This is a genomic window from Thiomicrorhabdus xiamenensis, from assembly GCF_013282625.1.
Classification (GTDB): domain Bacteria; phylum Pseudomonadota; class Gammaproteobacteria; order Thiomicrospirales; family Thiomicrospiraceae; genus Thiomicrorhabdus; species Thiomicrorhabdus xiamenensis.
Genome location: NZ_CP054020.1, coordinates 2,379,593 through 2,400,706 on the forward strand (window position 1 = coordinate 2,379,593; position 21,114 = coordinate 2,400,706).

Here is a 21,114-nt window from a genome sequence, read left to right on the forward strand (position 1 = left end):
CTATAAAAATCCGCGGCTACCGGTTATCCAGCTCAACCGCCTCGTAAAGTTCTTCCAGAATGGTCGGACAAGCGCTGGTTACCCGGTTCCAGTTTGGCAGGAAAGGGCGTTCCTCAGTGTTATCCAGGAATATATCTCCGGCGGCAAGAATACTGCGTGCAAACAGTTCTATCGCCTGCTCTTCGGCATGCAGGTCGAGCTCCAGACCGTTCATCTCAGCATCAAAGGCATAGCTTTCCAGCTGATCCAATGCCGTACGCAGATAAACCGCACGCACCGAACGCATGGTTCCACGCGAGAAGACATGCCCGCGTGTCGCTAATTTTCTGAACAGCGATTTGGCGATATCCTGGCTCATTCGCGCCAGTCCCTTATTCTGATCATCCAGCGACAGATCCTGATGCTTGTGATCATAAACATCGGCGATATCGACCTGACAGATGCGGCGATTGGAGAAATTACGGCGCATCTCCGCCAGCACCCCCATTTCCAGCCCCCAGTCGGCCGGGATACGCATATCCTTCAGCGCATGCGTATGAATGGCAAACTCGCCAGCCAAGGCATAGCGGAAACTGTCCAGATAGACGAGCAGCTCATCCGGCCCTAAAACATCCTCCAGCGCACGCAAAAGCGGCGTTACCATCAATCGCGCTACGCGGCCGTTCAATTTCCCTTCAGCGTGTCGGGCATAGAACCCTTTGGAAAAAACAAAATTAAACGTGGGATGCGCGACGGGGTAGAGGAGACGTGCGAGTAGGTCACGTTGATAAGTGATAATGTCACAATCGTGTAACGCAACCACATCCACCTGCTTTGCCGCCAACACATAACCATAACACCCCCAAACATTGGTTCCTTTTCCAGGTTCAGTCGGTGCCAACTCCATTGCCTTGAGCTTATTCATGACCTTTTGCAAGCGCGGTCCGTCGTTCCATAAAATCCGATGCTCCTGTCCCAGGTCGGCAAAAAAGCCTTTGGCAAACTCAAACTGCTTTTTGTCGGCCCGATCCAGACCGATAACGATCTGGGAAAGGTAAGGAACCTTAGAAAGTTCACTGACGATGTTTTTTAAAGCGGGTGCTTCTAATTCACTAAATAAGGAAGGCAAAATCAGCCCCAGCCGATTCTGTTGAGAAAACTTTAGCAAATCCGATTCCAACTCTTCGATTTTGCGGTCGGTTAAGTTATGGAAAGTCGTTACTGTTCCGTTTTGAAAAAAATCACTCATAGCTATTGCCTCTCAAGCTGGCTGTTTAATGGAATTAACAAGTGCTGCTGAACGGCCTCCGCCCAGCCCTCAGGAGCCGGTTTATCGGCCTCAAAAGCACTTTTTTTATCAATTTTCAGGGTATTTCCTTTCTGCGCCGGAAGAATCAGGCTTAAGTCAGCCTCTTCCAACATGCGTCGATCATTCTCGCCGTCACCCAAAGCGACAATATAAGGCGACCGCCCAAAGACATTGAATGCCGTTTGCTGCACTCCGGGGTCAGAGGGATTATTTCGGGCGCTCTCACTGCGTTCCACGACCCATTTAAGTGCACTTGCCTTATCATGGTGCGACATCACATGGTAAAAACGCCCGCCTTTAAGCAGTCGCAGATCATGGTGCTCTAACGCCTGTTTGAATTTGAGCAGATTCGCGTCACTGTCCTGCCAGCTGATGGGTTCGCTCACTGCGCGACGCTTTGCCATCGCAGCCGATTCGTAATCCAAAGAAGTGGAAGCCATAACCTCCTCGACCGAGCAGTCACCGAATCCGGTAAAACGCCAATTGTATTGCTCGCGAATCTGCCCAAGAATTGTGCGAATCTCCGCGTAATCCCGACCCAGAAGATATTTCTGTTGCGGATCCTCTTTGGAGAAATAGATCACCCCGCCATTCTCCGCAATAAACGGCGGCTGCAGATCAAGGCGATCAAGCCATTGGCTGATTTCGGCAAAGGTTTTACTGGAATTCAAGATCAGCGGAATCCCGAACTGTTTAAGCTGTTCGATCGCCGGCAGAACAGGGGCATATTGATAGTCGTGGTGCCCCAGTAAAGTTCCGTCCAGATCGGTAAAAACATAGACGCCGCTTTCGGAAATGGAATTTACATAATTAAACTGATTCATAGCCGAACCCAAGCAGTAGCCATGCCATAAATTTCAATATACGCGGAATATCAGCTTTAAACAGGTGCAAAACGCCTATTTTTGGTGCGCAACAAAGACATTAGTCTTTTACACTCTAACAGATCCGCGAAATAAAAAATCGTCAGGAAGAAAACTATCTTATGACTAAGCGTTTCTGTCATTTTCCTGTTACCTAAGCTTCACTCGAAGTTCACTTATCTTGCCAGCCGGTCTCCTAACATAACCTTGGATTTTTCAAGATAGTGCACGTTCACGGAAAAATCTTTTGATGAAGAACAATGCAAGGCAAAACATGAATAGCCCTCGTATCGAAAACGCATCAAAACCGAATTTTCCGCTTTACAAGAGCTCCCTTATGACACAGTGGCAAAACACCGATACCGCTCTCGATAGAGAACATTGGCTCGCGTCGACATTGACCGAAGAGGCTCACTCAGAAAACCTCACTGAAGACCCCATCCGCTACCGGACGATTTGGATTTCCGACTGTCACCTCGGCTCCAAAGGCTGTAAAGCGGACTTTCTCAGCGACTTTCTAAAACAGCACGACTGCGAAAAACTGATCCTTAACGGCGACATTATCGACGGCTGGCGCATGCGCAAAAAGATTCACTGGCCACAGGCGCACACCAATGTCATCCGTCGCATTCTGACGCGCGCCAAACGCGGTACTCAGGTAATCTATATCACCGGAAACCACGACGATATGCTGCGTCGCTATTCCGGCATTGATTTCGGCAATATTCACCTGGTCGATGAACATGTCCATATCACCGCCGACGGCAAAAAATTGTGGTGCATTCACGGTGACCAGTTCGACGGCGTGATTCAATGCCATCGCTGGCTCGCCTTTGTCGGCGACTTTCTGTACGAAACCGTCCTGACCTGGAACCGCTGGTTCAATAAAGCCCGCGCCCGCCTCGGCTTCGGTTACTGGTCTTTATCGGCCTACCTCAAGCACAAGGTCAAACGCGCGGTCAACTTCATCTCTGACTTCGAACACGCTGTCGCCAAAAGCGGCAAACAGAAAAAAATGGACGGCGTCGTCTGCGGCCATATCCATCACGCTGAAATCCGTGAAATGGAAGACGGTGTAATGTATTTCAACAGCGGCGACTGGGTTGAATCCTGTACCGCTCTCGCGGAAGATTTCGACGGTAGAATCCACCTGATCCGCTGGATCGATATCGATCATCAGAGTGTTAAACAGCTTACTGCGCAAGAGACTTCCGCCGAAGCGGCTTAGGCTTCGGCGAAAATTGCTTGCGGCAGAAGCGAATTCAGATAATTTTTGCACGCCAGACTGTTAGAATAGGGCCTTTGTTTTAAGTCACTACAAATCGCTATCCAAATGAGCAATGCACAACTAATCCTGATTGATAAACGTAACCAACCGCTCAAAGAGTATATTGTTGCGGTTGCCGCATCCGACGGCCTTAATATTAAAGGCGTAGAAATCATGGCTTCGCCGGCCAAAGGCGAAACCTCTTTGCTGAATGCACAGGTGATTATCCCGCCTCTGGAGCAGCACGACTTTAATCTGAAAAAGCTGGTTAAAGAAACCTTGAAAGCCGTCAGCGTCAAAGACGAAATCATGGACATCGATACCTTTATCGAGCGTTGCTCGGAAGATGAAACGGTGCGCGCAGCTTTGAAACGTTCGGTTCCGAAACTGAGCAAAAAGATCGAAGAGCTGCTTAAAGAATTCCTCGATTCCGAAGTCATCCCGTTAATTCTGGAACGCCGCAACGATGCACTGTACAAGCTTAAAGAGCACGCACAAGAGCTCAAAGGCAAAAAAATCGTCTGCATCGATATTGAAGCGACCAATATTTCAACCGATCCGGATGCCGATATTATCCAGCTTTCCGCCTGCGACGGTGATGGGAAAGAGCTGTTTAACCAGCTGATCAATCCGGGCTACGATATTCCGGAGAACGAGAAACACAACATTACCACCGAAATGGTTGTCAATGAACCGCTTCTGGCCCAGGTATGGGACCAGATTCACGATACCCTGCGCGACGCCGATGTGGTTCTGGCTTACAGCACGGAAAGCGATTTTATGTATCTGGAAAAGAGCGCGGAAAAGAAAATGCTGCGCTTTGAACTGGATTACAACACTTGGCTGGATGTCGCCGAACTGAGCCGCGACCTGAACGGCGCCATTCGATGGCACTCCGAACGTATGTACTGGTTCTACAAAACGCCGAAATTGACCGATGCTTATGAAAAAGTGCTCGGCAAGCCTTTCCCGGGTGATGCACACGATGCACTGGCGGATGCTCAAGCAACCGTCGATCTGTTCAACGCCATGCTGGACAAAGGCCGTAAATCGCAGATCGGCGAGAAGAAAAAACCGAAACAGGTTAAGCAGGAAATCACCAACAACCCATTTGCCGCCGCTTTCGCGAACGCCAAACGCAGCTGATTTCAGGAACCGTTATGAGTGATATCAATTTCAAGCAGCTTGAAAAAGCCAAAAAGGGCGCGCACTTCGAGTGGCAGGATCTGAAAGACAAGGTCAAATTTGACCAAGACGGCTTAATTCCAGCCATTGCCCAGCAGTACGACAGTAAAGAAGTACTGATGATGGCCTGGATGAACGAAAAGTCTCTACAGGAGACTCTACAGACTGGCCGCGTCTGTTACTGGTCGCGTTCGCGTCAGAATTACTGGCGTAAAGGGGAAGAGTCCGGACAGATTCAGGTATTGAAGGAGCTTCGCTTCGATTGCGACGGCGACGCCATCCTGATGCTGGTTGACCAGACCGGACCAGCCTGTCACACCGGCCGCCGCAGTTGCTTCTATACTCTGGTGGAAGGCGATCAGGCGACCATTACTTCCGAACCGCTGATCGCGCCGGAAGATCTGTATAAGAAATAACAGAAAGCCGTCGCCGAGAATCTCTGCGCATAAAAAAGCCGCTCTTTTGCGGCTTTTTTATTTTAAGCCCCGGCAGATTGTTCGCTGTCGTTATAGACGCGAAGAGGTTCTTTGGCAATCAATAACTCGCGCAGAACCATGGTGGCAAAGGCTCCGGCCGGAAGAATAAATTCCAACTGCAGGTCCAGCCTTTGTTCACCGCTTTGCGAATTAACCGGCAGCCACTGCCACTGAAGCTCCTGCGGCATCAGACGCAGAGCACGATAATCCGCTTGTACACCGAGTTTATCAAGCCCTTCCCGCCATGCATTAAACGCCTCAATCCAGCGCTGATAAACTTCAACAGCGGCTTTTTCCGGAAGCAACGTTTTTGCGTTCATTCGACCAATTAACATCCCCGCCGGGTGAATATCGCCCTCTTCAAGGCGTTGCGGCAGATTGTCCGAGCCGTCATCCGCAAAACAGCGACTGGATCCCTCAAGCTGAAAAACATCCCCCGCCAGATAGCGGCTCCAGTTTCCTTGTTCGATGCGTTCGCTGACATAACAGTTAAATGCCCATGACCGCAGTGCTGAAAGATAGAGGCTCTTCTTATGTCTGGGCACTCTCTGCCCGCCTTCAAGCATTTGCAACGCTTTGGGAATATTATTACCGTTCTTGCCAAATCGCTGCGGGCCGAAATAGTTTGGGACGCCTTCGGACTTAACGGTTTCCAGACGAGCGGTCAGCTCATCGATAATCTTCCCCGGGTCCTGCTCGGCAAACGATTGAAGATCACGCAAGCGAATAATAAAACGATTACCGCTCAGCCCGCCTTTTTGCAACTTGCGATTATGCCGCGTGGATTTAATCAATTGCACCTGGGGATGCGGCCACACACTCCAATCCGGATCGCTTTTGCCTGGCAAATGCACACTGAGCCACTGTCGGGTAACGGCATGTCGATCCTTCTGTCCGGCCATACCGACCGCTGAGCGGGATACACCTGCCCATCTGGCGATTTCTTTGGCCAGCCATTCGCTGTTCTCACCGGTTTTCTGCAGATAGAGCCACAGATGCTCGCCTTCACCACTCAGGGTGTAAGGATTCATTTCCTGAACCTGGAAATCCTCTGGCTGTTCTTTAAAAACCGCCTGCAGTTGCGGAGGCGAAATCGCGTAGGCGAGCCGGGAAAAATCGGCTTGGTCAATCGTTGGCTTACTCATAATTCTTTCTTTACTCAAATAAAAACCCCGGACGCCTGGAACTTCCAAACATCCGGGGCTCTATTTTAAAGCCTTAATGCCGACCGGCTCAGAGATTATTGAATACCTTTTCGGCAATCGGCGGTTCTTTGCCTTGCGGCTTTTCGTTATATATCTGAATCAGCAACTGGCGTACATTGCCCGGCACCATATAATCTTTAATTAAAGCTCGCGCATCGATCGGCGAGTCTTTATTGATATACAGATAAAGGTTACGCACATAACAGGGATTATCCGGATCGGACGCCATAGGCTTGAGAAGTCCGTCACCTTCGATTTTGAGGTTCTCTTTGGAGATAATTACCATCTTGTGATAGTAAGTTGACGTCAAAGGCTTATCGAAACAGACTTCAAACAAACGGTCGAAATTACCGGATCCGCGATCCATCGTATCAACCATTTTGGCACTGACAATTTTGACCGGCTCTTTCGAACACGCCGTCAGACCGAACACCCCCAAAATAAAAAGCGCACCGATCAGCCATCGTTGGGAAAGATGCATACCCCCTCCTGATTTTTCAAATAAGCACGCCAGCATTTTACGGCCTGCAAAATAAAAAAGCCTTAAAACGTATTTTAAGGCTTTTACATAAGAGGGGTAAACCGGCTGCGGCTTAGCGAGATTCCTGCTGAATCCCCGCGACCTGCCAATTACCTTCACCCTCCTGTAAACGGCGAATGTGCCATACTTCGCTGAAGGCGTGCGCCCCTTCACCGGCGCTTTCTTCAATAAAGCCACTGTAACGTACGCTGACAATAAAATAGTTGTCCTCAATCACCTTATCGGCAATTTCGGCATAGACTGAATCAACACTGGTCTGATTATCTCCCGGCTGAACACCGTCCAACTCTTCACTCAAAGCTTTGAACAGTTCCGGCGTACAGTAACTTTCAAGGGCGGCCATATCGACATCATCCCAGGCTTTTTGCAGTGCAATGAAATGGTCTTTAGCCGCTTCGACAAAACCTTGTTCGTTAAACCATTCCGGCATTTCAGACACCGGCTGCGCTTTATCCGATGGCGCTTCTCCGCTCAATCCGGATCCAATAATGGAACCACCGGCATTCGGGTCGTAGGCTGCATGGCTGTCACGCTGCTGGAGCTGCATTGGTTCTGGTTGAGATGGCTGTTGCGACGAATACTGCTCACGCTGATAGCTTTCATAGGCAGGTTGATATTGAGCTTGTTGCTTTTTACGCGCAAACATCTTGAACAGAATAAATGCGATCAGAGCAAACAGAAGAATATCGAGAATCTGAATACCTTCAAAGGCATCACCAAAAATCATCGCTGCCAACAGACCGCCAACTGCCAGACCGGCAAGCGGTCCCAGCCACTTGGCGGCACCGGATTTGGCCGCCGCCGTTCCTGCAGCACCAGCGGTTGTACCGGCTGTCTGAGTCGTTTTGCTGTCGGTCGTCGATTTCTGAGTATACGATTTAGGCGCTACCTGTTTGTTGTATCCAAAGGTTTTCCCTCCCCCTAAACGTTTTGCCTCCGCCGTCTGACTGATCGCAAACAGTAACGCGAATACGCTTATCATCACCAACCAAAAACGTGTACCGCTCGTACTCATCAAGAACTCCATTCCAATTTTTATGAATTTACCTTAATGGCATTGTACTTAATTTTATAAGGATTTCATCAAATTCTATAAACTCAGTTTATTACAAAGCCATTACGTTTAATTCAAGCAAATTTATAACGGTTTTTTCCAGCCTGTTTCGCAGCATACATTGCCTGATCGGCAAGCTTAAGAAGCGTCTCCGGATCCGACGCATTAAGCGGATAAAGCGCCACTCCGAGACTGCAAGACAACTTGATCGTGTGTGCATTCAGCTCAATCTCGCTTTCCATCTCCAGCAAAACCCGTTGCAGATACGGTTTAAGCTGCTCTTTATCTTCGAGATCTTCAATTACCGAAATAAACTCATCCCCGCCCTGACGGACAACCGCATTTTCACGCCGTGTAATATTCCGTAAACGCTCAGCCAGAATCTTCAGCACAATATCGCCCGAATCATGTCCATACAGATCATTAACGTCTTTAAATCCATCCAGGTCGATAAAGCAAACGGCAACCAATTTATCATGCCGCCATGCTCGCGCCAGCGCTTCGAGAATTTTCTGTTTCATGGCGTTACGGTTGAACAGACCGGTCAAGGGATCATACAACGCCATCTGTGAAAGCAGACGCTCGCTCGCCCTTCTCTCTTCAAAGAGCACGCCGAGAATCAGCGCCAGAAGAATTAAAGAAAGCACAAAATAATTCAGTTCGATCAACTGCTCAAAGCTACCTTCTTTAAAAGGACCGAAGCCCTGATATGTCTGATACAAAATAGTCACGGTCAGCACATTTACGGCAAACCCGGACAGAGCAACGCCTTTCTTAGCGGCAATCAGAATGACCAAAGGCGTCATCAGGGCCATTATCAATACAAAATTGGACGCAATTTCATAACGGGTAAACAGGTAAGTCGTAACCGCGAAAAAAATCCCGATCGCCGCCAACTCAATCCTTTTATGCCGAACTCTTCCCGAACTGAAGGCGAGCAGCATGGGCACAAGCAGGATTTGCCCCATGGCATTCCCGAACCACCAGGACAACCAACTTACCGGATAACTTTCCCAGAACAAAAGCCCACTGGAAACTAAAGAGAGCGTTCCGAGCGTAGCGCTAAAAGGTTGCAAGATAAAAAGAATCAACAGCAGAATACCGCCCAGATCACGCATGGTTTCCATTTTTCGATTAAGCTTCAGTAACTGAAACAGAGTAATCCCAATCCAGGCTTCTAGGGTATTGATAATCGAAACAGCAAGACTGGTTTCCAGAAGCAGGCCGTTATGCCAGGCGAGCGCCAGTTGGCCGAAGAAAATTCCTGGGAGAATGCGCTTACCGAAAATCAAAGCGCCGGCCAGAGCAAATCCTTCGGCCGCAAAAATGACAATCGTAATAATACTGTGCTCGTATGAGAACGCAAAACTGAGCTTGCCGGAAACGAAATAGGTCACCGCCATCAACAGGTTTAAAGTCAGAAAACTGTAAACCGACTTATCATCCTTGTCAGTGATCAGGCCTTGAAATCCTTTTAACACTCGCTTTTCTCCCGTTTCGAGACAAATAAAAATTCTAGCACTGCCTATCAGGCCTCACTCTATTCGTAATCAACAAAAACGCTCTTATTTATCGGCAAAATCTAAAGATCGAAAACTTTACCACCCGCAAGAAATACTTAAATTCAATTGATTACTGCTTGAGTTTATCGGTATTAACGGCAATGATTCTATAAACCAAGACATCACAAATGCACTCATAGGAGGGGTTACCGTGTTATCAACAAAGCATTCTTCAATCAGAGTTCTGGTTTCGACAGGACTGTTAATCTCTCTTGCCGGCTGTGGCGGCGGCGGTGATGGATCATCTTCGATTGCCATACCGACCTCGGCGGAAGTTTTCATCACCTACGAAAACTCCGAAGCCGTCGCCAGCTCGGCACTCGACGCGACTTACGGCACTGCGGAAGTCTCCGCAACCTACGGAGACTTGATTCCTGTCGGAGCTGAGGTCTAATCCGGCGAAGAGAGTGTCGAATTCAATATTAACCAGGAACTCTATAAACTCTTCAAACTCACTGCGGAAAAAGCCAATTTGCCAAGCCGTTCCACGGCCGTCGGCGGAGAGGTTTCCAGCAGCGAGAACTGTGACAGTGGCTATATCAGTGTCAGCGGGTATGTAGCCGACGATTACTATCCCTTCGAAACGGCCGGAGACTATGCCTATGCAACTTTCAACAACTGTTATTTCACCGACTTTGGAACCTACAACGGCGAACTCTATTTCAGATTGGACAGCTATTCGGACAGCCTGATTGAGTTAAGTATGGAACTGACGGACTTCAGTTTTGAAGATGACCTGTATAACTTTGGACTGCAATCCGGCAATCTGTTCACGCAGACCGCGCTTTCTCATTTTGACGATTATGGCGATCCGGGCATCATCAATTCTACGGCGACCGGCGACTTAAGCGTTATGGAAGACGGCTTGACACATACACTGGCCCATAACGACTTCCTGACCATTTACGAAGACGGCGTCACCCTCAGCGAAGCCTTTTATGCCCGATACAGTGCCTACGGCCTGACCTCCTACATGCTTAACGGTCAGGGCATTGGAGCGATTGATATCAATACCCTGATTCCTTTCGAAGAGGGGTACGATTATAACTACACCATTCAGGGACAAGCCGAGATTTACGGAATCTTGGGACAAATGCTGATGACCGCCAATCCCGACGGAACCATCACGCTTGATATCGATTCGGACGATGACGGCTTCTATGAAACGACTAAGACCGTCAATTGGGAAGATCTATAATGCGGCACTCTCCCGGCCACACGAAGGTGTATGTGGCCAAACGCTTTAAAGTGAAGCACTTATTTTACGGCTTCCTGCTTGCATTAAGCGCCTTTCCGGCACGAGCGGAAGTTCAAATCGGCCCTGCCCTGCAGTATTTTCATCTGGAAGAAAGGAACAGCGATGGACACTTTCTGGATAGCGAAAAAGGCTTTTTGCCGACAATCGGCCTCTCTGTGCAAACCGAGAACCTTATCGTCAACGCCTCCTTTGCCCAAGCGGACATCGACTATTCCGGTCAACTGCAAAACGGTACGCCTTATTCAACCGATACGGCAACGACACTTTTTGATATCGCCTTGTTCTATAAACTTCCCGTTGTCCGGCAAGCAGGCTATGCCTTGCATGCCGGCATGGGATTCGCTTTCTGGAAAAGAGACATCACCTCAAGCCGAGAAGACGTCCTTCCTCTGTACGAAGAATACCGCAACCCGTACTTGAGTCTTTCGGCGCGGATTCCGCTCAAAGATATGACGCTCAATTTAGGAATAAAACATCATTTCAACGCAGAAATGGCTTTGGAGATACCGGACACGGGAAGCGCCGATCTGGATTTACCGGACAGTAATGAACTCATTGTCGGACTCAATTACAACATTGCGCCCCAATGGACTCTGTTTTCACAATACAGCTACCAGCTCGTATCGCGTTCGCAAACCTTCCCGCTCAAAAACAACGTCGGAGAGATCATCGGCCTGGCGAGGGAACCGGAGCACGATCTGCAGAAATTGATAATCGGCGTGAAATACGGATTTGAGTAAAGGGCAATAAAAGGCCTTTTCTCTTCAAAACCCGCAGTGCACTTCTTAACAGAGATCCCTTTACGGCGTGCGAAGCGGGTTCAAAGGAAACACTCACCTCTACGCCATGAGATTCCACTCAGGACTCTTTAACACATCTGGAGATGGTGTAGTCCTTGCCCTGTTTGACTTTTTGGTAGTTACCAAAAACTTCTTTAAAGTTTCGTTTCATATAGTCGCGCAATCCGTTAATGGTCACTACGACCAATTGTCCGCCCGGAGCCAGCTGCTGATGAATATCGTGCAGCATAATACTCAGCATCTCTTTGCCGACCTTGGCCGGGATATTGGAAATCACCGTGGTGAATTCCAGATCCTTGGGCACATTACTTAAACCGTTGGACAGATACGCTTTGGCGTGGCTAAGGTGGTTCAGTTCGGCATTTTTATTGGCATATTCGACCGCGACAAAATCCTTGTCCACCATATGAACTTCTCCTTGCGGCGCACTGGCGGCAATCGCCAATCCGATTGGCCCATAACCGCAACCGATATCCAGCGCAACCTCATCTTCCTTGATCTCCAGATAGCGCAACAGCAAGTCCGTTCCGGAATCAATCTCGCGCGGGCTGAAAATCCCCCAGGTGGTGGCAAACTTCAAAGGTTTGTCCATCAGCTTCGCTTCAATATGTAAGTCCTGTTTGAGTTGTTCGATTGTTGCCACTTTGTCCTATCCTAAATGTTTTTTCGCGCCGAATATTCAAGGCGGTTCAGAGAAAATTTGCTAGAATATTGTACTCTTTATTTCCCAACTGTGCCCGCGGCTTAAGCGCGACAGCACGGCAATTCCGACAACCATCACGATTACTGTTTTTCAGATGCACGGATTAAACGACAGACAATTACAAGCGGTACTGCATATTGATACGCCGGCACTGGTTCTCGCCGGAGCCGGATCCGGAAAAACTCGCGTTATCACCGAGAAAATCGCACACCTGATCCGCAAGCATGACTTCCAGCCGCATCACATTTATGCGGTGACCTTCACCAACAAATCCGCCAAGGAGATGAAGGAACGTGTCAGCAAGCTGCTCAAGGATGACAACAGCAAAGGATTGAATGTTTCGACCTTCCATAACCTGGGGTTGAATATCATCCGCCGCGAATATAAAGCGCTTGGCTACAAATCCAACTTCAGCATTATGGATGCCGCCGACGCCGGCCAGATCCTCAAAGAACTGATGCACAAACAGAACATCGATCCGGAAGTGGTTGACGGCGTTCAGTGGGACATATCCAACTGGAAGAATGCCCATATATCGCCGGAAAAAGCGCTGGATATGGCTGAAGACAACCAGCAGCAAGCGCGCGCCATCCTTTATCAGGCATATCAAAAACAACTTAAAGCGTACAATGCCGTCGACTTCGACGACCTGATCGGCCTGCCGGTCAAACTTTTCCACGAGCAGCCACAGATTCTCGACAAATGGCAGAACCGTGTCCGCTACCTGCTGGTGGATGAGTATCAGGATACCAATGCCGCACAGTATGAACTGGTCAAACAGCTGGTCGGAATTCAGGCCCGATTCACCGTGGTAGGCGATGACGATCAGTCAATCTACGCCTGGCGTGGCGCCCAGCCGGAGAACCTGGCACTACTGAAAGAGGACTTCCCGTCTCTGGAACTGATCAAACTGGAGCAGAATTACCGCTCCAGTAACCGCATCCTGCAATCCGCAAACAAACTGATCGCCAATAATCCGCACGTGTTTGATAAAAGCCTGTGGTCCGAAATGGGCCAGGGAGATCATTTACGCGTCATCTCCTGCGCCAACGAAAACCAGGAAGCGGAACGTGTGGTTTCGGAAATTATCCTGCACAAGTTCAAACACCGCACCAAAAACCGCGACTACGCAATTCTGTACCGCGGCAATCATCAGGCGCGACTGATCGAGCGTGCACTGCGCGAAAACAATCTACCATATGTTATTTCCGGCGGAAAATCCTTCTTTGACCACGCCGAAATCAAAGATGTGATGTCGTATCTGAAACTGATCGTCAACCCGGATGACGACGCAGCATTCCTGCGGGTTATCAACACACCGCGTCGCGAAATCGGTGCCTCGACATTGGAAAAACTGGCGACCTACGCCACCAATCGCGGCATCAGTCTGTTTGACGCCACCCAGGAATTCGGCCTGACCAATGTCCTCGCCGACAAACCGCTACGCCGAGTGCAGCTCTTCGGCGAACAACTGCTGAAATGGATCAAGGAAGCCGACGCCGCACAGGGCGAAGAAGTTGTGCACTTTGTCCGCGGCCTGATTGAAGAGATCGAATACGACAATTGGTTACATGAAACGGCCACCACGCCGAAAGGTGCGGAAAAACGCATCAATAATGTCCGAGACCTGATTCTGTGGATCGAACGGATTATTAACAAAGCGCTGGAAGAGGACGGCGAAGAGAAACGGCTGTCGACCATCGTGACGCATATGACACTGATGGACATGATGGAGCGTAACGAATCCGAAAAAGAACATGACATGATCAGCCTGATGACCTTGCACGCCTCAAAAGGTCTGGAGTTCCCGCACGTTTTCCTGATCGGTATGGAAGAGGAGCTCTTGCCGCATAAACAGAATCTGGAATCTCCGGGTCTGGAAGAGGAACGCCGCTTGGCCTATGTCGGCATTACCCGCGCCAAACAGACACTGACCATGACCTACGCCAGCAAGCGCCGTAAATACGGTGAAGACATGGCCTGCGAACCGAGTCGCTTCCTGCACGAACTGCCGCAGGAACTGCTGCATTGGGAAGGCAAGCCGGGCGTCGTTATCAGTGAAGAAGAAAAACTCAAACACGGTAACGAAAATCTGGCCAGCTTAAGATCCATGCTCGCCGGTGGGCCTTAATCCAGGAACAGAATAATGAATGCACAACCGATGATCGCCCCTTTTGAATACGCTCCCATGCCGCACCTGTATTTCGGCTGGGGAATTCGCCAGCAATTTCTGGCTTCGGCAAAACAGCAATACCGTCGAAGCGTCGTACTTATCAGCAGTCGTTTTCTTGCCGGATCGGGACAGTTTGCCGCACAGATAAAAGACGAACTCGGTCAGCAATGTCAGGTGCTGCTGTTCGAGGTCAGTGGAGAGCCTTCGCCGGAGCTGGTCGATCAAATCGTCAGCCAGTGTCCACGCGATTGCGAAGCTGTAATCGCCATCGGCGGCGGCAGCGTATTGGACGCAGCCAAAGCCGTAGCCGGACTGATCCCATCGCAAACCAGCGTGATGGATTATCTGGAAGGCGTCGGTGCCGGCAAACCGTTTGACGTTGAGGTCTGTCCGTTCGTCGCAATACCGACCACTGCCGGAACCGGCAGCGAAACCACCAAAAATGCCGTTTTATCACGTATCGGACAATTCAAAAAATCGTTCCGCGACAATAAGCTGCTGGCCAAAGAAGCCTGGCTTGACCCGGAACTGCTGCAAACCTGTCCCAAGGAAATCCTCTACTCCACCGGCATGGATGCCTTTACGCAGCTGTTGGAAAGTTATGTCACCCTCAAAGCCAACCCGATTAGCGATGCGCTTGCCTGGCAAGGGATGCAGAAATTTCTCGGCGCTTTTGAAATGATCAATCTTGGCAATGAAGAACAGCGCAAAATCGGCTATGGCAACCTGATGCTGGCCGCGACCCTTTCCGGAACCACCTTAGCCAATGCCGGGCTGGGAGCCGTTCACGGACTGGCCGGACCGATCGGCGCTTTTTTCGAGGCTCCGCACGGCATCGTTTGCGCCAAACTTCTAAACCCGATTACCCGGGCCAATATTGAAGGCCTGCAGCAACACCCGAATCAAACCTTTAGTCGTCCGATTCTGGGGAAATATGCCGAAGTGGGACGTCTAGTCAGCCAGAACTCCGACCTGCAAGAGGATCAGGCACTGGAAGCCCTGCTGGAGTATCTGCAGACCTTAAGTGATACCTATGCACCACAAGGCTTAAAGCAATATGGCTTGAGCAGCCAAAACATCGATCCGGTTCTGGCCAATTGCCGCAGTGGAAGTATGCTCGGCAACCCTTTGGAATTATCGGACTCAACCCTGCGACAGGCGATAATCAGCAGTTTATAAACTCGCCTTATCCTATTTAGAATTAATTTTTTTCTAAAAAGGGCTTTTGTTACATAACAGGCTTTGCGTTTTAAACAATAAAACGTGTATGATGGTTAGAAATTAAGATTCTATACCTGTATACGTAAAAAAATTAAACACTATCACTATATTATCTAAATCTAAAAAATTGAGAGACGGATACTCATGAAAGTTCAGAAAAACGCATTCAAACTTGGCCTTATCGCAGCGGGCGTTGCATTTGCTTCGGCATCTTATGCCGACAGCAATGCCATGAAAAGCTTAAACAGTAATGACGTTGAAGCCATGGTTCAGTTCTATGACGATATGGATCAGGATGGCGTCAACGACGCTCAGGATCATTGCCCGAACACGGCGATGGGCGCATCGGTTGATGCCAACGGTTGTACCCCGGTTGCTCAACCGGAAATGAATACCGTCATCGAAGAAGTAACCATTTACGAGCCGGTTGTTGCAGAGAAGATTGAAGCACCGTTACCTGAACCGGTATTCACTATGAGCAGCACTTTCTTCGACCTTGATAAAGCAACGCTTCGTGCCGATCAGATCGGTGAGCTGCGTGCAAACCTGAGCAAGCTGAACAGCATGAAACCGACCGACAATCTTCTGATTATGGGGCATACCTGTGATCTTGGTCCGGATGCATATAACATGCGTCTTTCATGGCGCCGAGCCAACACAGTTCAAAAATTCATCACTGCCGAAATGCCAAATCTTGCAGATCGCATCTATATCGTAGGCCGTGGTGAAAAAGAACCAATGGTTGCCAACACCAGCGAAGCAAACCGCAAACAGAATCGTCGCGTTGAATTACGCGTCCTTCCTGGCAATCAAATCCTACCATCGGATGCAACGAAAATGATGCCGTCATCCATGGCGAAACGTTAATATTTTCTTGTACAAATAAACATAAAAAAGCCCCTAGACAGCGGTCTCGGGGCTTTTTTTATTTGGAGGCATCCTGTTATTGCACTTCTATCAAAAAAATCAATATTTGATATAGCAACATAAAGTTAATTAATCGCAAAAAAGCGTCGTAAAAGTTGCAACTATTCCTGTTACATCTCTTTTCCTGCGCCCTTAATTTGCTATACTTGCCTGCATAATAAAAATAAAAACAAGCTTGGCTCAGTCAGGCTTCTATCATTCCTTATCCGATAAGAAAGACATTATCCCATGACAATAAATTCAGAGGCTAAGGCGACAAGCGAAGCAGCAAACGCATCGCAGCAAACAAAAATTAACGCCACTCACATCGAACTCAAGAGCCCTCTTCTAGATTGTTTGGTCATATACACCAAACTCAATCGTAAACCTTACACTAAAGATGCTCTGATCTCGGGTCTTCCGATCAAAGACGAGAAAGTTACCCCGGAAATTTTTCAACGCGCGGCCGAACGCGCCAATCTGAATGCCGCTTTCAAACAGCGCCAGCTTGAAGACATCTCCAATCTGGTTCTTCCCTGCATTCTGATTCTCAAAGATAAACAGGCGTGCATACTTGAAAGCATCGATCTGAATAAAGGGCTGGCCGAAGTTATTATTCCGGATGCAGACCATGGTAAAACCGAAATTGATCTGGAAAACCTGAAAGCCAACTATACCGGTTATGCCGTGTACCTGACCAATCGTCATAACTTCGACAAAAAACAGGAAAACCTGCTCGGCTTTGAAGAAGGCCATTGGTTCTGGAGCACGATCTGGAAATCAAAATCCATTTATCGCGATGTATTGATCGCCTCCTTCCTGATCAACCTCTTTATTATCGCCACTCCGCTATTCATCATGAACGTCTACGACCGTATCGTACCGAATAACGCAGTGGAATCGCTTTGGGTTCTGGCAATCGGTATTTCGGTGATCTACCTGTTTGATCTGACACTTAAATACTTGCGCTCGTACTTCCTGGAAGTCGCCGGCAAGAAAAGCGACATCCTGATGTCCTCCAAGCTTTTCGAGCAGACGTTAGGGTTGACCATGCCGAATCGCGTCGGCTCGATCGGTGCGTTTGCCAATATCTTGCGTGAATTCGACAGTATTCGTAATTTCTTCACTTCTGCGAGCGTGACCGCCATTATCGATCTGCCGTTTGTCGTCATCTTCCTGCTGGTCATCTATTACATTTCCGGCTGGATCGTGATGGCACCGATCGCTATCATCGCCATCATTATGATCTACAGCTTTATGATGATGGGGCCGATCCAGCGCAGTATCGAAGCGACCTACGAGGCCAATAACGAAAAAAACGCCATTCTGATCGAAACCTTGACCGCAATGGACACCATTAAATCGATGGGTGTTGAAGCCCGATCGCAGTGGCAATGGGAGCAAGCCGTCGGCGAAATCGCCCGCGTCAGCTTGAAATCCAAAATGCTGCAGGCCTCAATCGGCCGTGCGACAGAGTTTTTATCGCAGCTCAGTACCGTCGTCATCATTATCGCCGGCGTTTATATGATCACTGAAGGCGATCTGACAATGGGTGGACTGATCGCGGCCGTCATGCTGAGCCAGCGTGCTGTCGGGCCGATGGGACAGTTTGCTAATTTGGCGACCTCCTACCAGCAGACTCGCACCGCACTGAACTCTTTGAACAGCCTGATGGAAAAAGAGATCGAACGCCCGCGCAACAAACGCTTTATTCAGCACTCGAAGTTTGAAGGAAAAATCGAGTTTGTTAACGTCACTTTCACCTACCCTGGCGATAGCAAACCAGCCTTGAGCAATGTCAGCTTCACTATTCAGCCCGGCGAACGCGTCGGGGTGATCGGACGTATCGGCTCCGGAAAATCGACGATCCAGAAGCTGATTCTCGGTTTTTATCAACCGAATGAAGGAAGCATTCTGATTGATGGCATTGATATCACCCAACTCGACCCGGCTGAGCTGCGTCGCAATATCAACTATGTTCAGCAGGATGTCACACTGTTCAGCGGCGATGTTCGCGACAACATCGCTTACCGCGCACCTTTTATCGAAGACAGCCGAATTATCGAGGCAGCCCGTATTGCCGGTGTGGATGATTTTGTCAAACGCCATCCGGCCGGCTACAGCATGAAAATCACCGAAGGTGGGAAATCGCTCTCCGGCGGTCAGCGTCAGAGTATCGGCGTTGCGCGCGCACTTTTGGTTGATGCCCCGATCTATATGCTCGATGAGCCGACCAATGCAATGGATGCGAAATCCGAACAGATTTTGATCGAACGTTTGAAAGAAAACCTATCCCAAAACACCCTGATGGTCGTTACTCATAAAATGAGCATTTTGCAATTGACTGACCGATTGATGGTTATGGAAAACAGCAAACTGGTTGCTGACGGTCCGAAGTCAACCGTTCTTGAAGCGCTTAAAGCGGGCAAAATACAGAAGAGTAGCTAATGATGAAAGTAACCGATATTAAGAACGCTCTCAAAGCCGTCAAAAAAGATAAACCACTGAAAGACGAAATTCAGGAACAGGATATTGAGTTTATGTCCAGTCTGAGCCAAGCCAGTCTGGAAAAACCGACAATACGCTCCCAACTGGTTGTTTGGATCATGCTTCTGGTCGTTATCTGGCTGATTATCTGGGCAAGCTACGCGGAACTGGACAAAATCGTCCGCGGCGATGGAAAAGTCGTACCATCCAGTCAAATTCAGGTGATTCAAAACCTTGAAGGCGGGATTGTCGAAGACCTTTTCGTACATGCCGGTGACAAGGTAGAAAAAGGGCAAACCCTTTTGAAGCTGGATAATACCCAGTTTGCCAGTTCTTTCGGTGAAAGCGAAATCCGAGAAGGACAGTTGATCGCTCGCGCTCAGCGTCTTGCTTCGGAAGCGAACGACAAAGAATTTCAGCCACCGCAAACTTTCAGCAATCCGAAAGTACAGAAACTTTTTGAACGTGAATACGAGCTTTATAAGGCACGACAAAAACAGCTGAAGAGTAACGACACCATTATTGTCGAACAGATCGAACAGAAGAAATTCGAGCTTCGCGGCGCACTGGATCAACGTTCCCAGTTAAAACGTTCTTTAGAGCTGATTACCAAAGAAGTTAACCTGATGCGACCACTGGTTAACCAAGGCGTGGCCTCTGAAGTTGATCTGCTGCGTATGCAACGCGACCAGAACGAAGTCCTGTCCAAACTAAAAGATGTTGAAAGCTCCATTCCACAGTTACGTTCGGTGATTACCGAATACAGAGCGAAACGTGTGGAAGCCAAAGAAGACTTCATGAACCAGGCACAGGAAGAACTTAACGACGTTCTTGCCGAAAAAGCACAGCTGGAAGAGTCAAAAATCGCCCTTGCCGACAGAGTTAAGCGTACCGACGTCAAATCGCCGGTACACGGAACCATCAAGCAACTTTTCGTGAATACGATCGGCGGGGTTGTCCAACCGGGAAGCGATATCGTTGAAATCGTACCGGATGACGACACTCTGGTTCTGGAAACGAAAATTTCACCGGCGGATATCGGCTTCCTTTATCCGGGACTTTTGGCCAAAGTGAAATTCACGGCTTATGACTTTGCTATCTACGGCGGTCTGGATGCCAAGGTAATCAGTCTTTCTGCCGACACCATCACGGACGAAGAAGGCAACAGTTTTTATCTGGCCAAGATTGAGACCGTACGCAACCACTTGGGAAGTGAGCAAGATCCTTTGTACCTTCTCCCCGGTATGACCGCCAATGTGGATATCATCGTCGGTAAACATACCGTCCTGGATTACATTCTTAAACCAATTATCAAAGCAAAAGATCTGGCATTAAGAGAGTCATAATGTTTTACTAGTAAAATAAAAATCCAGAAAATATGCTTATTAATAGATTCAATTAGTGATTTTGCTTGATAAAAGATAACATCCATTCACTCTGGGTTTAAAATCCGGTTGCATATGGCACAATTTTACATTTAGAATAACTTACATCATATTATTGGCGACCAATTGATAGATGAAACCTCTATTGCTCTATATAAAAGATAAAAATGCGTTAGAAAATTGGGTTTCAACTTGTTCCGGAGAATGTTTAACCTTAAACAATCTAGATGAAATAGTTGACTTTCCAGCACAGGATCAATTAATTTTTATCCAGATTGACGATACGGCGCCAACTGATGAAATCATCAGATTAGCCAAACAGGGATACGGAGTGGTTGCCTTGAGCAATACCCCTAACGATGCGGAAGGCATTAAGTTATTCCAGAATGGCATCAGAGGTTACGCCAACACTTTTGCCGCGAAGCAACGAATTGAACAGATTGTTGCAACGGTAAAAGCCGACAGCGTCTGGCTGGGACCTTCGATCATGCAGGCGATTTGCCAATCCCTGATGGTCAATCAGGAACCGAAGGATGAGTGGAAAGATCCACTGACCGAACGTGAGATTGAAACCACCGAATTGGTATTACAGAGCAAAAGCAATCGTGAAATTGCTGAACAACTTGGGATTACAGAAAGAACCGTTAAAGCGCATTTGCGTAATGTTTTCGAAAAATTGGAGGTCACGGACCGACTTTCTCTGGTTTTGAAAATTAAAAACTGGCCTTAAACATTTTTAA

At 48.5% G+C, this 21,114-nt stretch carries 19 protein-coding genes; 12 read left to right on the top strand and 7 right to left on the bottom strand.

Annotation, left to right across the window (positions count from 1 at the left end):
* Positions 1 to 16: 16 nt before the first annotated feature.
* Together HQN79_RS11000 and HQN79_RS11005 are read right to left on the bottom strand one after the other, a co-directional pair.
* Positions 17 to 1,228, bottom strand: a complete 1,212-nt coding sequence (locus HQN79_RS11000; protein WP_173286500.1) for a glycosyltransferase family protein — start codon at positions 1,226 to 1,228, stop codon at positions 17 to 19.
* Between the two features lie 2 nt (positions 1,229 to 1,230).
* On the bottom strand, positions 1,231 to 2,112 hold the full coding sequence (locus tag HQN79_RS11005; protein WP_173286502.1) for an HAD-IIB family hydrolase: 882 nt from the start codon (positions 2,110 to 2,112) through the stop codon (positions 1,231 to 1,233).
* 376 nt (positions 2,113 to 2,488) lie between these two features.
* Here HQN79_RS11005 and HQN79_RS11010 point away from each other — a divergent pair, with 376 nt between their 5' ends.
* The 3 genes from HQN79_RS11010 (at position 2,489) to hisI (ending at position 5,019) form a co-directional block, all read left to right on the top strand.
* Positions 2,489 to 3,379: a UDP-2,3-diacylglucosamine diphosphatase gene (locus HQN79_RS11010; protein ID WP_173286505.1), complete on the top strand. Its 891-nt coding sequence runs from the start codon at positions 2,489 to 2,491 to the stop codon at positions 3,377 to 3,379.
* Positions 3,380 to 3,484: 105 nt separating this feature from the next.
* On the top strand, positions 3,485 to 4,564 hold the full coding sequence (locus HQN79_RS11015; RefSeq protein ID WP_173286507.1) for a 3'-5' exonuclease: 1,080 nt from the start codon (positions 3,485 to 3,487) through the stop codon (positions 4,562 to 4,564).
* Positions 4,565 to 4,578: 14 nt separating this feature from the next.
* Complete coding sequence (gene hisI, locus HQN79_RS11020; protein WP_173286509.1) at positions 4,579 to 5,019, top strand: phosphoribosyl-AMP cyclohydrolase; 441 nt, start codon at positions 4,579 to 4,581, stop codon at positions 5,017 to 5,019.
* A gap of 62 nt (positions 5,020 to 5,081) precedes the next feature.
* Here the strand turns inward: hisI and truD are convergent, their stop codons facing one another.
* The 4 genes from truD to HQN79_RS11040 all read right to left on the bottom strand — a co-directional run bounded on the left by truD (position 5,082) and on the right by HQN79_RS11040 (position 9,360).
* A complete protein-coding gene (gene truD / locus HQN79_RS11025; protein ID WP_173286511.1) occupies positions 5,082 to 6,224 on the bottom strand; it encodes a tRNA pseudouridine(13) synthase TruD in 1,143 nt (380 codons plus the stop codon).
* Between the two features lie 88 nt (positions 6,225 to 6,312).
* Complete coding sequence (locus tag HQN79_RS11030) at positions 6,313 to 6,765, bottom strand: hypothetical protein (RefSeq protein ID WP_173286513.1); 453 nt, start codon at positions 6,763 to 6,765, stop codon at positions 6,313 to 6,315.
* Between the two features lie 112 nt (positions 6,766 to 6,877).
* Positions 6,878 to 7,840 carry a Tim44 domain-containing protein gene (locus tag HQN79_RS11035; protein WP_238843370.1) on the bottom strand — a complete coding sequence of 321 codons (963 nt, stop codon included), beginning with the start codon at positions 7,838 to 7,840 and terminating at the stop codon, positions 6,878 to 6,880.
* A 113-nt stretch (positions 7,841 to 7,953) separates the two neighbouring features.
* Positions 7,954 to 9,360, bottom strand: coding sequence for a diguanylate cyclase domain-containing protein (locus HQN79_RS11040; RefSeq protein ID WP_173286515.1), 1,407 nt, complete (start codon positions 9,358 to 9,360; stop codon positions 7,954 to 7,956).
* Between the two features lie 232 nt (positions 9,361 to 9,592).
* Between HQN79_RS11040 and HQN79_RS11045 the strand changes: the two genes are divergently transcribed.
* The 3 genes from HQN79_RS11045 to HQN79_RS11055 all read left to right on the top strand — a co-directional run bounded on the left by HQN79_RS11045 (position 9,593) and on the right by HQN79_RS11055 (position 11,439).
* Positions 9,593 to 9,835 carry a hypothetical protein gene (locus HQN79_RS11045; RefSeq protein WP_173286517.1) on the top strand — a complete coding sequence of 81 codons (243 nt, stop codon included), beginning with the start codon at positions 9,593 to 9,595 and terminating at the stop codon, positions 9,833 to 9,835.
* A gap of 78 nt (positions 9,836 to 9,913) precedes the next feature.
* The gene (locus HQN79_RS11050) at positions 9,914 to 10,639 is read left to right on the top strand and encodes a hypothetical protein (RefSeq protein WP_173286519.1); all 726 of its coding nucleotides are present in this window, start codon (positions 9,914 to 9,916) and stop codon (positions 10,637 to 10,639) included.
* A complete protein-coding gene (locus tag HQN79_RS11055; protein WP_173286521.1) occupies positions 10,639 to 11,439 on the top strand; it encodes a hypothetical protein in 801 nt (266 codons plus the stop codon). Before HQN79_RS11050 ends, HQN79_RS11055 begins: the two co-directional genes overlap by 1 nt.
* A 118-nt stretch (positions 11,440 to 11,557) precedes the next feature.
* On the opposite strand, the gene HQN79_RS11060 is transcribed toward HQN79_RS11055, so the two are convergent.
* Positions 11,558 to 12,142 carry a class I SAM-dependent methyltransferase gene (locus HQN79_RS11060; protein WP_173286523.1) on the bottom strand — a complete coding sequence of 195 codons (585 nt, stop codon included), beginning with the start codon at positions 12,140 to 12,142 and terminating at the stop codon, positions 11,558 to 11,560.
* Between the two features lie 154 nt (positions 12,143 to 12,296).
* Between HQN79_RS11060 and rep the strand changes: the two genes are divergently transcribed.
* The 6 genes from rep (at position 12,297) to HQN79_RS11090 (ending at position 21,104) form a co-directional block, all read left to right on the top strand.
* The gene (gene rep / locus HQN79_RS11065; RefSeq protein ID WP_173286525.1) at positions 12,297 to 14,333 is read left to right on the top strand and encodes a DNA helicase Rep; all 2,037 of its coding nucleotides are present in this window, start codon (positions 12,297 to 12,299) and stop codon (positions 14,331 to 14,333) included.
* A gap of 15 nt (positions 14,334 to 14,348) precedes the next feature.
* Complete coding sequence (locus tag HQN79_RS11070; protein ID WP_238843371.1) at positions 14,349 to 15,554, top strand: iron-containing alcohol dehydrogenase; 1,206 nt, start codon at positions 14,349 to 14,351, stop codon at positions 15,552 to 15,554.
* 186 nt (positions 15,555 to 15,740) lie between these two features.
* Complete coding sequence (locus HQN79_RS11075; RefSeq protein WP_173286527.1) at positions 15,741 to 16,463, top strand: OmpA family protein; 723 nt, start codon at positions 15,741 to 15,743, stop codon at positions 16,461 to 16,463.
* Positions 16,464 to 16,751: 288 nt separating this feature from the next.
* Complete coding sequence (locus HQN79_RS11080; RefSeq protein WP_173286529.1) at positions 16,752 to 18,950, top strand: type I secretion system permease/ATPase; 2,199 nt, start codon at positions 16,752 to 16,754, stop codon at positions 18,948 to 18,950.
* Positions 18,950 to 20,335, top strand: a complete 1,386-nt coding sequence (locus tag HQN79_RS11085; RefSeq protein WP_238843372.1) for an HlyD family type I secretion periplasmic adaptor subunit — start codon at positions 18,950 to 18,952, stop codon at positions 20,333 to 20,335. Before HQN79_RS11080 ends, HQN79_RS11085 begins: the two co-directional genes overlap by 1 nt.
* Before the next feature lie 379 nt (positions 20,336 to 20,714).
* On the top strand, positions 20,715 to 21,104 hold the full coding sequence (locus tag HQN79_RS11090) for a response regulator transcription factor (protein WP_173286531.1): 390 nt from the start codon (positions 20,715 to 20,717) through the stop codon (positions 21,102 to 21,104).
* The last annotated feature ends 10 nt before the right edge of the window (positions 21,105 to 21,114 follow it).